Origin of the sequence: Streptomyces sp. NPDC060000 (assembly GCF_042737375.1) — a bacterium.
In the GTDB taxonomy this organism is placed as follows: Bacteria; Actinomycetota; Actinomycetes; order Streptomycetales; family Streptomycetaceae; genus Streptomyces.
In genome coordinates this window covers 191,614-206,267 of the sequence record NZ_JBHWUU010000002.1, presented here as the reverse complement: position 1 = coordinate 206,267, position 14,654 = coordinate 191,614, and the positions used below count along the sequence as shown (strand labels likewise).

The 14,654-nt window shown below is 72.2% G+C and carries 9 protein-coding genes; 6 read left to right on the top strand and 3 right to left on the bottom strand.

Features of this window, described 5'->3' with window-relative positions:
• Positions 1-40 precede the first annotated feature (40 nt).
• Positions 41-1,537: a helix-turn-helix domain-containing protein gene (locus tag ACFWBB_RS02750; RefSeq protein WP_385265990.1), complete on the bottom strand. Its 1,497-nt coding sequence runs from the start codon at positions 1,535-1,537 to the stop codon at positions 41-43.
• A gap of 141 nt (positions 1,538-1,678) precedes the next feature.
• Here ACFWBB_RS02750 and speB point away from each other — a divergent pair, with 141 nt between their 5' ends.
• Genes speB through ACFWBB_RS02735 form a run of 3 tightly spaced genes read left to right on the top strand, consistent with a single transcriptional unit; the run spans position 1,679 to position 5,030 of the window.
• On the top strand, positions 1,679-2,647 hold the full coding sequence (gene speB, locus ACFWBB_RS02745) for an agmatinase (RefSeq protein WP_385265987.1): 969 nt from the start codon (positions 1,679-1,681) through the stop codon (positions 2,645-2,647).
• Positions 2,644-4,341 (top strand): thiamine pyrophosphate-binding protein, encoded by a 1,698-nt coding sequence (locus ACFWBB_RS02740; protein WP_385265985.1) that lies wholly within the window; start codon positions 2,644-2,646, stop codon positions 4,339-4,341. Before speB ends, ACFWBB_RS02740 begins: the two co-directional genes overlap by 4 nt.
• 29 nt (positions 4,342-4,370) lie before the next feature.
• Entirely contained in the window at positions 4,371-5,030 is a 660-nt protein-coding gene (locus tag ACFWBB_RS02735) for a maleylpyruvate isomerase N-terminal domain-containing protein (protein ID WP_385265982.1), read from the top strand.
• A gap of 118 nt (positions 5,031-5,148) precedes the next feature.
• Here ACFWBB_RS02735 and ACFWBB_RS02730 read toward each other — a convergent pair whose 3' ends face one another.
• The gene (locus ACFWBB_RS02730; protein ID WP_385265980.1) at positions 5,149-5,955 is read right to left on the bottom strand and encodes an endonuclease I family protein; all 807 of its coding nucleotides are present in this window, start codon (positions 5,953-5,955) and stop codon (positions 5,149-5,151) included.
• A 213-nt stretch (positions 5,956-6,168) separates the two neighbouring features.
• On the bottom strand, positions 6,169-8,550 hold the full coding sequence (locus ACFWBB_RS02725; protein WP_385265978.1) for an ArnT family glycosyltransferase: 2,382 nt from the start codon (positions 8,548-8,550) through the stop codon (positions 6,169-6,171).
• Positions 8,551-8,716: 166 nt separating this feature from the next.
• Between ACFWBB_RS02725 and ACFWBB_RS02720 the strand changes: the two genes are divergently transcribed.
• The 3 genes from ACFWBB_RS02720 to ACFWBB_RS02710 form a co-directional block, all read left to right on the top strand.
• Entirely contained in the window at positions 8,717-9,571 is an 855-nt protein-coding gene (locus ACFWBB_RS02720) for a serine hydrolase (RefSeq protein ID WP_385265975.1), read from the top strand.
• A 57-nt stretch (positions 9,572-9,628) separates the two neighbouring features.
• Positions 9,629-10,774 (top strand): esterase-like activity of phytase family protein, encoded by a 1,146-nt coding sequence (locus ACFWBB_RS02715; protein ID WP_385265974.1) that lies wholly within the window; start codon positions 9,629-9,631, stop codon positions 10,772-10,774.
• 172 nt (positions 10,775-10,946) lie between these two features.
• The coding region (locus ACFWBB_RS02710) for an ABC transporter ATP-binding protein (RefSeq protein WP_385265972.1) at positions 10,947-14,654 on the top strand (3,708 nt) is incomplete at its 3' end.

The window sequence follows — 14,654 nt, the reverse complement described above, 5'->3', positions numbered from 1 at the left end:
TGCGCGTCTGCGCTGTTCCGGACGCTGGGACACGCGTCACTCACCGTCGTTTCAGAGCGAACCACAGCTCCATCCGGACGTCCGGATCGTCCAGGTCCGTGCCCAACAGGGCCGCGCAGCGGGCGATTCGCTGGCGCACGGTGTTGCGGTGCACGGACAGGGCCACCGCCGTGCGGTCCCAACTGCCGTGCAGGGAGAGCCAGGTGCGCAGTGTCTCGACGAGCGCGGCGCTCGCGGTGCTCGCCTCGACCGGCGCGAGGAGCGCCCGGGCGTGCGCCCGGGCCTCGTCGTCGGGAACCAGGTCCCGCAGCCCGGCCCCGGAGCCGTGCCGGACGAGTGGCGCGCGGGTGGCACGGGCCCGGGCCAGCGCGCGGGCCGCCTGCGCGTCGGCGGCCGGCCAGTCGGCGGGGGCCGCGTCCGCGCTGACGCCCAGGGTCCAGCCCGGCTGCGGCCGCGGCGCGCGGCCGGCCGGGACGAGGACCCGTACGACGTCCTTCGCGAGGTCGACCAGCGGTGACCCGAGACCGGCGCCGAGCGCGGAGGCCGCCAGCGGGCCGAGCGCCTGCGCGTCCGGCCGGGCGTGCACGACGAGCCACCGCTCGTCCCCCAGCAGCGGGGCCACCTCGGCGGGCGCGGCCCCCAGCAGCAGCCGCACCAGAGCCGACGAACGGGCCGCCCCCGAGCCGCTCTGGTGCTCGCCGGTGAGGAGGGAGAGCAGGACGGCGGCGACGGAGGCGATGGTGTGGTCACCGGGCTCACGCCGGGGCGCCGCCACCGCGAGCACGAACCCCCGGCCCGCCCCGAGCGCGTAGGCGGCGAGGTGGGCCCCGTCGGGGGCGGTGTCGCTGGCGGTGGCGGAGGCCCGGGAGACGAGGAGGCGGGCGAGTCCGGCGAGGGGGACGTCCGCCGCGGACGCCTGTCCCGCCCCCGCGATCTCCGTCCCCTCCGGCCCGTACAGCACCGCACGCCCCCCGATCCGCTGGGCCAGCTGCCGCAGGACGGACGGAACCGGGTCCGGGCGGGAGGCGGCGGCCGCGAGGCTCTGCTGGGCCTCCGTCACCCGGCGCAGCTCGGCGGTGCGGGCCCGCTCCATCAGCTGCCAGACCGCGCGGGCGACCGCCGAGAACGTCGTCTGCGGGGGCACCTCCAGGAGCGGCAGCTCGTACGCCTCACAGGCGGCGACCAGCGCCCTCGGCACGGTGTCGTGCACCGGCGCGAGACCGAACCCGAGGGCCGCGCCGCCGGCCGCGACGATCCGCGAGACGTAGTCCTCGAAGTATTCCCCCGGTCCCGGCTTCGCCCGGCCGGGGGCGCCCCCGGCCGATCCCGTCGCATCCGGGATGTGCACGCCCGCTGTCAGCAGCAGCTCGCCGCCCAGCAGATACGGGTACGGGTCGGCCATCTCCGAGGTGTGGGCGCCGTGCAGCACGATGCCGGGACCGGTGGGCCCGGCGATCTGCCGCAGGGCGAGGTCCTCGCGGGCCAGCAGGGCGGCGAGGGGGACCGGTGGGGTGGGGGGTACGGCAGGTTCCGGCACGATGGACGTTCCCTCCACAGGGCGCGAGTCAAGTGGATAAAACGTACACTTCCCCAGGCGCTGTTCGGCCCTCTAGGGTCAACCCTGTCGTACGAGAAGTGGTACATGCGCGACGAAGCGTAAGAAAGCAGGCATTTGACCATGAGTGGCAACGAGACGCCCCGCGGCCCCGTCGACTCCTCCCGCATTCCGCGGTACGCCGGTCCCGCGACCTTCGCCAGGCTGCCCCGCCTCGACGAGGTCGGCCGCGCCGACGTCGCCGTGGTGGGCGTGCCGTTCGACTCGGGCGTCTCGTACCGGCCCGGAGCCCGCTTCGGCGGCAACGCGATCCGCGAGGCGTCCCGGCTGCTGCGGCCGTACAACCCGGCCCAGGACGCCGCCCCCTTCGCCCTCGCCCAGGTCGCGGACGGCGGCGACATCGCGGTGAACCCGTTCGACATCCACGAGGCCGTGGAGACCATCGAGGCGGCGGCCGACGACCTGCTGGGCACCGGCGCCCGCCTGATGACCCTGGGCGGCGACCACACCATCGCGCTGCCGCTGCTGCGCTCGGTCGCGAAGAAGCACGGCCCCGTAGCCCTGCTCCACTTCGACGCGCACCTCGACACCTGGGACACGTACTTCGGCGCCGAGTACACCCACGGCACGCCGTTCCGCCGGGCCGTGGAGGAGGGCATCCTCGACACCGAGGCCCTCTCCCACGTCGGCACCCGCGGCCCGCTGTACGGCAAGCAGGACCTGACCGACGACGAGAAGCTGGGCTTCGGCATCGTCACCTCGGCGGACGTGTACCGGCGCGGCGCCGACGAGATCGCCGACCAGCTGCGTCAGCGCATCGGCGACCGGCCCCTGTACATCTCCATCGACATCGACTGCCTCGACCCGGCGCACGCCCCCGGCACCGGCACCCCGGAGGCGGGCGGCATGACCTCGCGCGAACTCCTGGAGATCCTGCGCGGCCTGGCCTCCTGCAACCTGGTCTCGGCGGACGTCGTCGAGGTGGCCCCCGCGTACGATCACGCGGAGATCACGTCGGTGGCCGCGTCCCACACGGCGTACGAACTGACCACGATCATGTCCCGACAGATTGCCGAGGCTCGCGCCAAGTGACTCACGACCACGACCTGGTGCTCCGCCCGACGGAGGCACAGATCTCCGCCGCTCTGAACCCGCCCGCCGGCCGGAACGGCGGAGACCTGGTCGTGGAGACCCTGGCCGGACTCGGCGCGACCACCGTCTTCGGTCTGCCCGGCCAGCACGCGCTCGGCATGTTCGACGCGCTGCGCCGCTCCTCGCTGCGGTACATCGGCCTGCGGGTGGAGAACAACGCCGGGTTCGCGGCGGACGCGTACGGCAGGATCACGGGCGAGGCGGCGCCGCTGCTGCTGTCGACGGGCCCGGGTGCGCTGACCTCCCTCGCGGCGCTCCAGGAGGCCGCGGCCGCCTCGGCGCCGGTGCTGGCGATCAGCAGTCAGGTCCCGACCCCCGGCCTGGGCGGTGGCCGCCACGGCTATCTGCACGAACTCCCGGATCAGGCGGCCTCGTTCAGGGGTGTGGTGAAGTCGGTCCACCAGGTCCGCACCCAGTCCCAGATCCCGTCCGCGATCGAGGCGGCCTGGAAGTCCGCGCTGACGGTTCCGCACGGCCCGGTGTGGGTGGAGATCCCGCAGGACGTGCTGCTGGCGCAGACGTCGGTCCCCGTGGTGACCGGCGGCGACGCCTTCCCCGAAGAACTGCCGCCACGCCCCGAACTGACCGCCGTGGCAGCCGACCTGCTGTCGAAGGCGGCCCGTCCGGCGATCATCGCGGGCGGCGGGGTCGTACGGTCGGACGCCTCGGGCAAGCTGAAGCAGCTGGCGGAGGTGTTGCAGGCCCCGGTGGTCACCACGCCCGGCGGCAAGGGGGCGTTCCCCTGGACGCACCCCCTCTCGCTCCAGTCCTGGATCGAGGACCGCCACACCACGGACTTCCTCGAGGACGCGGACGTACTCCTGGTCATCGGCTCGGGGCTCGGCGAGCTCTCCTCCAACTACCACACGTTCAAGCCTCGGGGCCGGGTCGTCCAGATCGAGGCGGACCTGGGCAAGCTGGAGTCGAACCATCCGGCGCTCGGCATCCACGCGGACGCGCGACTGGCGTTGCAGGCGCTGCTCGAGACGGTGGTGGAGCGGCCGCGGCCGGGGGTCGCCGAGCGCGTCCGTGAGGTCCTGGCGAAGGTCGCCGACCGCATCGCCGCCCAGGAACTCACCCTGGAGCAGGAGGTGTTGGCGTCGGTCCGCAGGGCGCTGCCGGCCGACTCCCCGTCCTTCTGGGACATGACGATCCTCGCGTACTGGGCATGGTCGGCCTTCGACGCGAAAGGCCCCAACCACATGCACTCGGCCCAGGGCGCGGGCGGCCTGGGCTACGGCTTCCCGGCGGCGCTGGGGGCGGCGGTGGCCGACCCGACCCGCCCGGTGCTGGCGGTGTCGGGCGACGGCGGTGCGCTGTATTCGATCGCGGAGCTGGCGACGGCCAGGCAGTACGGCCTGAACGTCACCTGGCTGATCGTCGACGACGGCGGCTACGGCATCCTGCGCGAGTACATGACCGACGCCTTCGGTGAGGCCACGGCCACCGAACTGACCCGCCCGGACTACGTGGCCCTGGCGGAGTCGTTCGGGGTGCCGGGGGTGCGGACGTCACCGCAGACCCTGGAGACGGACCTGTCGAAGGCGTTGTCCACGCCCGGTCCTTCGGTGGTCGTCCTCCCGGCGGTGCTGCGGATGTTCGCGGCGACGCACCTCGTCCAGGACCTGTCCTAGCCGAAGTCGATCGTTGATACGGTCCCGCCATGTCTGAAGCGCAAGGATCGTCCGGCCCCGGCCCCGTCACCGCCGACGACGTGCGGGAGGCGGTCCGGCTGGCGGTGGACGCGCTGCGGGGGGCCGAGGCGGCCGACTGGGATGCCAAGGCCGGTTCCCTGGACTGGAGTTGCCGGGAGACCGTCGAGCATCTGGCCGACGACCTGTTCGCCTACGCCGCCCAACTGGGCCCGCGCGGCGCGCCGTCGGACACCGAGGTGCCCTTCGTGTGGCGCGCGGAGCGGCCCGGAGGGCCGGCGAACGTGATCTTCGCGGACCGTACGGCCGGGGTGGCCGGACTCGTCCAGGTGCTGGAGGCCTGCGGTGCGCTGCTGGCCGCCATGGTGCGCACGACGCCGGCGACCGTCAGGTCGCACCATGTCTTCGGGGCCTCCGACCCCGAGGGGTTCGCCGCCATGGGCGTCGTCGAGACGCTGGTGCATCTGCACGACGTCGCCGAGGGGCTCGGTGTCCGCTGGGAGCCGGACGCCGGACTGTGCGACCGGGCGCTGGCGAGGCTCTTCCCGAACGCCCCGGCCGGCACCGGCCGGTGGCCCACCCTGCTGTCGGCCACCGGCCGGGCGGAGCTCCCGGGCCACGCGCGCCTCACGCGGTGGCGTTGGCACGGCGCTCCCCGCGGCGAGCGGTAGGGCTCGGCAGACGTCCGGGCACTCCGGGCGGGAGGGCTGCCCGTGAACGCCGAAAGGGGCCGAACTCCCCTTGTGTCCAAGGGAAGTTCGGCCCCTCCACGTTCACACGCTCCAGCTGCTACCAGATCGCCTCGACCCACTCCGGGTGGTCGATGAACGGGTTGCGGTTGTGCTGGTAGGTGTCGTAGATGACCTGGTTGCGGTTCTCCTCGAAGGCGCTCGGCGGGTCCGCCTCGTTCCACGCCTTGAGGACGGAGAGCTTGCCCATGTAGGGGTTGCTGCCGTTGTTGACCTTCTCGTTGGGCTCCAGGTCGGCGAAGCCGTCGTCACCCTCGTAGCGCACGGCCATGTAGAGGATCATCCGGGCCACGTCGCCCCTGTCCGCGGCGCGCGGCTGGAAGGAGTCGGAGTCGACGAGGCTGCCGCCGCCGTTGGTGACCGTGCTGCCGCCGTTGTCGAAGTCCAGGTTGCCGCGGATGCTGTTGATCTGGACGTCCGCGGGACGCAGGTGGTGCAGGTCGGTGCCCGGACCGGTCACCTCGCCGAAGTCGCCGTGGGACTTGGCCCACGTGTGCTCGCGGTTCCAGTCGCCGACGTCGCCGCCGTTGAGGGACTTGCTGCGCGAGACACCGCTGTACAGCAGGATCACGTTGCTGCTGTTGTTCGGGTCCTGGTCGGTGACCTTCAGCGCGTTCCAGACCGCGGAGTACGAGATCTTCGAGACGTTGGCGCTGATGATCGTGTGCAGGGACGACTTCAGGCTCGTACCCGTCTTGCCGACCGCGTTCTTGTAGTACGTCGAGTCGTACGCCGTCGTGGTCGCCGCGGCGGGGGTCGCGGTGAGCGCGGGCGCGGAGAGGCCGACCAGGACGGCCGTGGTGGCAAGCGCCACCGACTTCCATCGGCGTATGCGTGTCGCCAGCATGTGGGGTGTCCGATCTACGCGGGTTGATTGGAGGCGGCAATCGGGAGAGTGACATGCACATGCGGCCCTGTAAATGAATCTGACATGTCGATCGGATGACGTGATCCGGCAAATTGCCTCTTGTCTACGCGAGTTGATACGACGAAACGGCCCCTGACAGGAGAGTCAGGGGCCGTCGGTGCTGTACCGGTCGGGGTGCGGGTCGGGTGCGGGTCAGCTCACGTCCGACGCGTCCAGCCGGTAGACGGTGGAGGTGCTGGACTGGGCCGAGGTGCCCGAGCCGGAGGTCTCCGTACCGGATTCGGACGCGGAGCCGGACGTGGAGCCGGACGCGGCCTCGGAGCCGGACGCGGAGCTCGACGTCGAGCCGTACTCGCTCGCGGCCACCGCCGTGCCGTTCTTCTGCACCCAGGCGGTGATCTCCTGGTTCAGGCTGCTGTTGCCGCCCATACCGCCGCCGCCGAGCTGGATGTAGTGCAGCTCGCCCTTCTTCACCAGCTCCTTGAGCTTGGCGAGCGTCATCGCCTTGTCGCTGCCGGTGAAGCCCCACATGGAGATGACGGGCTTGCCGGTGCTCAGGATCATCTGGCCCGCGCTCTGCGAGTTGGACACGGCGATCAGCCAGGTGGCGCCGTCCTGGTGCTTCTCCAGGTACGAGATGAGCCCGCTGTCGGCGCCCCCCATGCCGCCACCGCCCATACCGCCGCCACCCGTACCGCCGCCGGGGCCACCAGCGGTACCGCCGCCCGGAGCCGTGCCGCTCGCGCCGCCGCCCTGGGTGCCGCCGCCGGGGAACTCCCCGCTCGTGCCGCCTTGTTGACCGCTCTGACCGCCGCTCGGCGCGCCGCCGGTGCCACCGCCCTGCGGGAGTTCGCCGTTGCCGCCGCCCGGTGTCATCTGGCCGTTGCCGCCGCCGGGGAACTCGCCGCCCGCCTGGCCGCCCTGCTGGGTGCCGCCGGGCGCCTGGCCACCGGGTCCGCCGTTGCCGCCGCCGTCACCGCCGCCGAAGCCGCCCCGGCCGCCGCCACCGGGACCGCCCATGCCGCCGCCGGTGGACGGACCCGCGGTCGGGTTGGTGCCGCCCATCATCCCGCTGGACGAACCGAAGGCCGGCGAGGCGGCGTACGCCGTCGGACCGGCGAGAGCCGCCACGATCGCCGCCGCGACCGACGCGCCGAGCAGCCGCACCCTGACGCCGGAGCTCGCGGACCGCAGGACGAACAGACCCACGATCGCGAGGACCATGACCACGCCGACGACCGGCCACAGCCAGGTGTTCCAACCGGTGGCGCGGCGCAGCAGCACGATCGCCCAGACGCCGGTGACCGCGAGCCCGACGGGCAGCACCCACGACCAGCGGGCGTCACCGCCGCGCAGGGCGCGCCACAGCATGACGCCGCCGCCACCGCACAGCGCCGCGATGCCCGGGGCGAGCGCGGTCGTGTAGTACGGGTGCATCGTGCCCTCGGCCATGGCGAAGGTCAGGTAGTGCAGCACGAGCCAGCCGCCCCACAGGAGCAGCGCGGCACGCGTCCCGTCGGTGCGCGGGGCGCGGCCGCACAGCACCAGGCCGGCGACGAGCGCGATGCCCGCGAAGGGGATCAGCCAGGAGATCTGGCCGCCGAGGATGTCGTTGAACATCCGGCCGATCCCCGCCGTCCCGGCGAAGGTGCCGCCGCCTCCGCCGCCGCCCCCGCCGTTGCCCTCGCCGCCGAGGACCCGGCCGAGGCCGTTGTAGCCCATGATCAGGTCCCAGGCGCTGCCGTCGGTCGAGCCGCCGATGTACGGGCGGTCGTCGGCGGGCACCAGGGACACGGCCGTCGCCCACCAGAAGCTGGCGACGGCCAGCGCCACGGCGGCCAGCGCCAGGTTCACGGCCTTCTTCTTCCAGCCGAGCCTCGACGCGTACAGGTACACGGCGAAGACGGCGGGCAGGGCGATGTAGCCCTGGAGCATCTTGGTGTTGAAGGCCAGCCCGAAGCAGACCGCGGAGCCGATGAGCGGCAGCAGCCTGTCGTCGCGCGTGGCGCGCAGGGCGAGGGCCGCGCCCGCCACCATCAGCAGCACCAGGAGGGTGTCCGGGTTGTTGTCGCGGTTGATGGCGACGGTGATCGGCGTCAGCGCGAGCACGAGTGCCGCGACGGCGGCGGCCGCGTGGCCGAACACCCGCTTCACGGAGGAGTGCAGGATCCAGATCGTGCCCAGTGCCGCCGCGACCTCGGGCAGCATCATCTGCCAGGTGCCGAAACCGAAGATCCGGCAGGACAGACCCATGATCATGAGCGCGAACGGCGGCTTGTCGACGGTGATGAAGTTCCCGGCGTCGAGCGAGCCGAAGAACCACGCCTTCCAGCTCTGCGTGCCGCTGTACACGGCGGCGCTGTAGAAGCTGTTGAGGCTGTTGCCGGACAGGTTCCAGGAGTAGAGCACCGCCGCCAGGACCATGATCGCGATCAGTGCGGGCAGCGACCAGCGTGGCGCCCGGTCCGGCGGCGGCGATGGGGGAGCCGTCTCGGAGGTCGTCGGAGGCGCCCAGTCCGGGGACCCGGCGGGGGGCACGGTCGGGTGGGGGAGGGGATCGGTGGCAGATGTCACCCTGCGCATGCTGTACGGCGGTTGTGGGTGGCCGCTGTGCCGAAGCTGGCCGTCGGCTGTGAAGACGCACTGGGGGTGGTAAGGGCCTGCCCACGCATTGCCCAACAGGGCAGACGAAGTGGGTCGTTCGTACAACCATTCATACGAACTGGTGAGTCAAAGGGGCATGACTCACCGGACCGCAAGACACAGGAGAGGACTGGTCGGCACGGCGCTCGGCGCCGCCGTCCTCATAACCGGGGTGGCCGCCGCCGCGCCCGCTGCCGCCGCCGCGCCCACCGTCACCTGCACGTCCAGCAAGGCCGCTCTCGCGGTCAAGTTGAAGAAGGACATCACCGCCGCACTCGCGAGCCGCAAGGGCACGGTCGCCGTCGGCCTCTACGACCGCACCACCAACACCACCTGCACCCTGCGCGCCTCCTCCGCCTTCGACTCGGCCAGCGTCGTCAAGGTCACCGTCCTGTCCGCGCTGCTGTGGGACGCGCAGAAGACCGGCCGGGCGCTGACCAGCCGGGAGAAGACCCTCGCCACGGCCATGATCACGAAGTCGGACAACGCCTCCACCTCGACCCTGTGGAAGCAGCTCGGCCCGACGAAGATCAAGAACTTCCTGACGGCCGCGAAGATGACGCAGACCAAGCCGGGCGCGAACGGCTACTGGGGCCTGACCCAGATCACCGTCACCGACGAGCAGAAGCTGCTGAAGCTGCTCACCGCCAAGAACACGGTCCTCACCGACGCCTCGCGCGCCTACGTCAGCACACTGATGGGCCAGGTCATCTCCTCGCAGCGCTGGGGCACCCCCTACGGGAGGCCCGCCGGGGTCAGCTGGCACGTCAAGAACGGGTGGCTGTCGCGCTCCACGCTCGGCTGGCGGGTGCACAGCGTCGGCACCTTCAAGGGCGGCGGCCACGACTACGTCATGACGGTCCTCACCCACGGCAACAGCACCATGAACTACGGCATCACGACGATTCAGGGCGTCGCCAAGGTCATCCACAAGGATCTGGCCGCCTCCTGAGCGAGCTTTCACGCGGTGTCCCACCGCACGTCACCGACCCGCCCTACGGTGACGCCCATGCGCCTGCGAACCGTACTCGCCACCCTCACCGCCGGCCTGGCGGCGGCCACCACCCTCACCGCCGCCGGGCCCGCGAACGCCGACCCGGCCACGAACACGGCCACGAACCCGACCGCGCACTCGGCCACGAAACCGGTCACGAAACCGACCGCGCACCCGGCCGCGAACACGGCCGCGAACACGGCCGCGAACACGGCCACGCACCCGGTCACGGGCAATGCCTGTTCACCGGCCGTCTCCATCGGCCGCTTCTCCGACGCCCTCGACAAGACGGCTTTCGGCGGCACCTTCGTCGGTAACTTCTCCGCCCTCGCCCGTGACGGGGACGGCTCCCTCGCCGCCCTCTCCGACCGCTCCGCCCTCTTCCGCCTGGATGCGAAGACCCTCGCCCCGAAGTCGGTCGTCCCGCTCGCCGACGAGAACGGCGCCGCGCTCGACAGCGAGGGCCTGGCCATCGACACGGACGGCACCCGGCTCGTCACCTCGGAGACCGAGCCGTCCATCCGCCGCTACAGCCGTGACGGCAAGATCCTCGACCGTCTTCCGGTCCCGTCCTCGCTGCTCGTCGCCCCGGCCGGCCGTGCCACCTCCAACCAGACCTTCGAGGGCCTGACGCTCCTGCCCGGCGGACGCGCCCTGCTCGCGTCGATGGAGTACGCGATCTCCGGCGACAGCGCGGGCACCGTCCGCTTCCAGACCTGGACCAGGACCAGGGGCGGCCACTTCGCGCTCGGCGCCCAGTACGCCTACCGCACCGACTCCGGCCTCGGCGTCCCCGAGGTGCAGGCCCTTGCCGACGGCCGGCTCCTCGTCCTGGAGCGCGGCTTCACCGCCGGCGTCGGCAACACGGTCCGTCTCTACCTGGCCGACCCCCGCCGCGCGACGAACACCGCCGGCGTCGAGAGCCTGACGGGGCAGGACGACGTACGTCTGATCAAGAAGACCCTCCTGACGGACATCGCGTCCTGCCCGTCACTGGGAGCGACCGCCAGGCAGCCCCAGCCGAACCCGCTGCTCGACAACATCGAGGGCATGGTGATCACGGGCCGCGACCAGGGCCGGCTGAAGGTGCTCCTGGTCAGCGACGACAACCAGAACGCGGCACAGACGACCCGCCTCTACGACCTGCGGGTACGTGTCTGACCCACGCTCCGAATTGTTGCGGAGGGATGAAATCCGCTTCCTTCGGCGTTGGTGCCTTCCGGCAGACCAGGACCGGGACGACCGGGACGACCGGACGACCGGGACGACCGGACGACCGGGACGACCGGACGACCGGGACGACGGGACGACCGGACGACAGGAAGGCATCGGCGTGGCAGTGCAGCAGGGGGAGCGGCAGCGGGGCTGGGCGCGCAGACTGGCCGGGTACGCCTGGCGGCACCCGAAGGACGTCGTCCTGGCGCTCGGCTCCTCCCTGGCCGGCATGGCCGTCATGGCGCTGGTCCCGCTGGTCACCAAGGTGATCATCGACGACGTGATCGGCGGCCACACCCGGGACATGGCCCCCTGGGCGGGAGCCCTGCTCGCCGCCGCCGTCCTCGTCTACGCCTCCACCTACATCCGCCGCTACTACGGCGGCCGGCTCGCCCTCGACGTCCAGCACGACCTGCGGACCGAGATGTTCGAGACGATCACCCGCCTCGACGGCCGGCGTCAGGACGAGCTGTCCACCGGCCAGGTCGTGGGCCGCGCCACCAGCGACCTCCAGCTCATCCAGGGTCTGCTCTTCATGCTCCCGATGACGATCGGGAACCTCCTCCTCTTCCTGATCTCCCTGGTCATCATGGCGTGGCTGTCCCTGCCGCTCACCCTGGTAGCCCTCGCCGTGGCACCCGCGCTCGCGTACATCGCCCGGCGCAGCCGTACGAAACTCCACCCGGCCACCTGGTACGCCCAGGCCCAGGCGGCGGCCGTCGCCGGTGTGGTCGACGGAGCGGTCAGCGGTGTACGGGTCGTGAAGGGCTTCGGCCAGGAGGACCAGGAGACGGGCAAACTGCGGGAGGTCGGCCGCCGTCTCTTCGCCGGCCGGCTGCGCACGATCCGCCTGAACTCGGCCTACACCCCCGCCCTCCAGGCTGTCCCCGCACTCGGCCAGGTCGCCATGCTGGCACTCGGCGGCTGGCTGGCCGTGCGCGGCCACATCACCCTCGGCACCTTCGTCGCGTTCTCCACCTACCTCGCCCAGCTCGTCGGCCCGGTGCGGATGCTCGCCGTGGTCCTCACGGTCGGCCAGCAGGCCCGCGCGGGCACCGAACGCGTCCTTGAGCTGATCGACACCGAGCCGTCGATGACGGACGGCACCAAGGCCCTGCCCGCCGACGCCCCCGCCACCGTCGAGTTCGACGACGTGGCCTTCGGCTACGACGCCGGCCGGCCCGTCCTCGACGGCCTCACCTTCGAGATCCGGGCCGGGGAGACCCTCGCCGTCGTGGGCTCCTCCGGCTCGGGCAAGTCCACGGTGTCCCTCCTCCTGCCGCGCTTCTACGACGTCACCCGGGGCGCCGTCCTCGTCGGCGGTCACGACGTCCGCGAGCTCACCCTCGACTCGCTGCGGGCCGCGATCGGCCTCGTCCCCGAGGACTCGTTCCTCTTCTCCGACACCGTCCGCGCCAACATCGCGTACGGCCGCCCCGACGCCACCCAGGAGCAGATCGAGGCCGCCGCCCGCGCCGCCCAGGCCGACCGGTTCGTCGCCGAGCTGCCCGACGGCTACGACACGACGGTCGGCGAGCACGGACTCACCCTCTCCGGCGGCCAGCGCCAGCGCGTCGCGCTCGCCCGGGCGATCCTCACCGACCCGCGGCTGCTGGTCCTCGACGACGCGACCTCCGCCGTGGACGCGGCGGTCGAGCACGAGATCCACGAGGCGCTGAAGCAGGTCATGCGGGGCCGTACGACCCTGCTCATCGCGCACCGCCGCTCCACCCTCAACCTCGCGGACCGCATCGCCGTACTGGACGCCGGCCGCCTCGCCGACCTCGGTACCCACGAGGAGCTCCAGGAACGCTCCGCGCTCTACCGCCGCCTGCTCACCGACCCCGACGAGCTCGGCGGCGTCTCGCCCGGCCACGCCCGGCCGTCCTCCACCCGGAGCGAGGACACGACCGTCCGTGACGAGCTGGACGCCGAGTTCGACGCCGAGCGCGGGGTCACCCCCAGGCTGTGGACCGGCGACCGGGAGCCGAAGGACACCGCGCTGTCCGGGATGCCGGCCACCCCCGAACTCCTCGCCCAGATCGAGGCGCTGCCCACGGCCGCCGACACCCCCGACATCGACGAACGGCAGGCGGTCCGGCCGGAGGCGTCGTACGGCCTGCGCAGGCTGCTGCGCGGTTTCGGCGCACCCCTGCTCGTCAGCCTCGGCCTGGTCGCCGTCGACGCCGGCACGAGCCTGCTGCTGCCGGTGATGATCCGGCACGGCATCGACCAGGGCGTGACCCGGGCGGCGCTGGGCGCCGTCTGGGCGGCCTCGCTGCTCGCGCTGCTCGCCGTGCTGGTGCAGTGGGTCGCGCAGACCGGCGAGATCCGGATGACCGGCCGCACCGGCGAACGGGTGCTCTACAGCCTTCGGCTGAAGATCTTCGCCCAGCTCCAGCGTCTCGGACTCGACTACTACGAGCGGGAGCTGACCGGCCGGATCATGACGAGGATGACGACCGACGTCGACGCCCTCTCCACCTTCCTGCAGACCGGCCTGGTCACGGCCTTCGTCTCGGTCGTCACCTTCTTCGGCATCATGGGCGCCCTGCTGGTCATCGACCTCCAGCTCGCGCTGATCGTCTTCGCGACGCTCCCGCCCCTCGTCGTCGCCACGTACTTCTTCCGCCGCGCGAGCGTGAAGGCGTACGAACTCGCCCGCGAGCGCGTGTCGACGGTCAACGCCGACCTCCAGGAGTCGGTGTCCGGGCTCAGGATCGTGCAGGCCTTCCGGCGCGAGCGGGACGGCGCGGCACGGTTCGCGGAGCGCAGCGACAGCTATCGCAGGGCGCGCGTCCGGGGCCAGTGGCTGATCTCGGTCTACTTCCCGTTCGTTCAGCTGCTGTCCTCGGTCGCGGCGGCGGCGGTCCTGATCGCGGGCGCGGGCAGGGTGGACGCGGCGACCCTCACCACCGGCGCCCTGGTCGCGTACCTCCTCTACATCGACCTGTTCTTCGCGCCGGTCCAGCAGCTCTCCCAGGTCTTCGACGGCTACCAGCAGGCGACCGTCTCCCTGGGCCGCATCCAGGAGCTGCTCCGGGAGCCGACGTCCACGAAGTCCGCCGACGAGCCGCAGGAGGTCCTCGCGCTGCGCGGCGAGATCGCCTTCGAGGACGTGCACTTCAAGTACGGCGATGAGGAAGAGGCCCTGACCGGGATCGAGCTGAGCATCCCGGCCGGCCAGACCGTCGCCTTCGTCGGTGAGACCGGCGCGGGCAAGTCGACCCTCGTCAAGCTGGTGGCCCGCTTCTACGATCCCACCGGCGGCCGGGTCACCGTCGACGGCACGGACCTGCGCTCCCTCGACCTCACCTCGTACCGCCACCGGCTGGGTGTCGTCCCGCAGGAGGCGTACCTCTTCCCCGGCACCGTCCGCGACGCCATCGCCTACGGCCGGCCCGGCGCCACCGACGCCGAGGTGGAGGCGGCGGCCCGGGCGGTCGGCGCGCACGAGATGATCGCCACCCTCGACGGCGGCTACCTCCACGGGGTCGCCGAGCGCGGACGCAACCTCTCCGCCGGCCAGCGCCAGCTGATCGCGCTGGCCCGCGCCGAGCTCGTCGACCCGGACGTCCTCCTCCTCGACGAGGCGACGGCCGCCCTCGACCTGGCGACGGAAGCCCTGGTCAACCAGGCCACGGACCGCCTGGCCGGCCGCCGTACGACCCTGGTGGTGGCCCACCGCCTGACCACCGCCGCCCGCGCCGACCGCGTCGTGGTCATGGATCACGGCCGGGTCGTGGAGGACGGCACGCACGACGAGCTTCTCGCGCTCGACGGCAGGTATGCCCGCCTGTGGCGGACGTTCGTGGGAGAGGACGAG

What these genes read in the sequence shown, in the direction of transcription:
- ACFWBB_RS02735 (WP_385265982.1), top strand. Translation starts at nt 4,371, where the DNA reads ATGTCTGAAGCGCAAGGATCGTCCGGCCCCGGCCCCGTCACCGCCGAC.
- speB (WP_385265987.1), top strand. Translation starts at nt 1,679, where the DNA reads ATGAGTGGCAACGAGACGCCCCGCGGCCCCGTCGACTCCTCCCGCATT.
- ACFWBB_RS02730 (WP_385265980.1), bottom strand. Translation starts at nt 5,955, where the DNA reads ATGCTGGCGACACGCATACGCCGATGGAAGTCGGTGGCGCTTGCCACC.
- ACFWBB_RS02715 (WP_385265974.1), top strand. Translation starts at nt 9,629, where the DNA reads ATGCGCCTGCGAACCGTACTCGCCACCCTCACCGCCGGCCTGGCGGCG.
- ACFWBB_RS02720 (WP_385265975.1), top strand. Translation starts at nt 8,717, where the DNA reads ATGACTCACCGGACCGCAAGACACAGGAGAGGACTGGTCGGCACGGCG.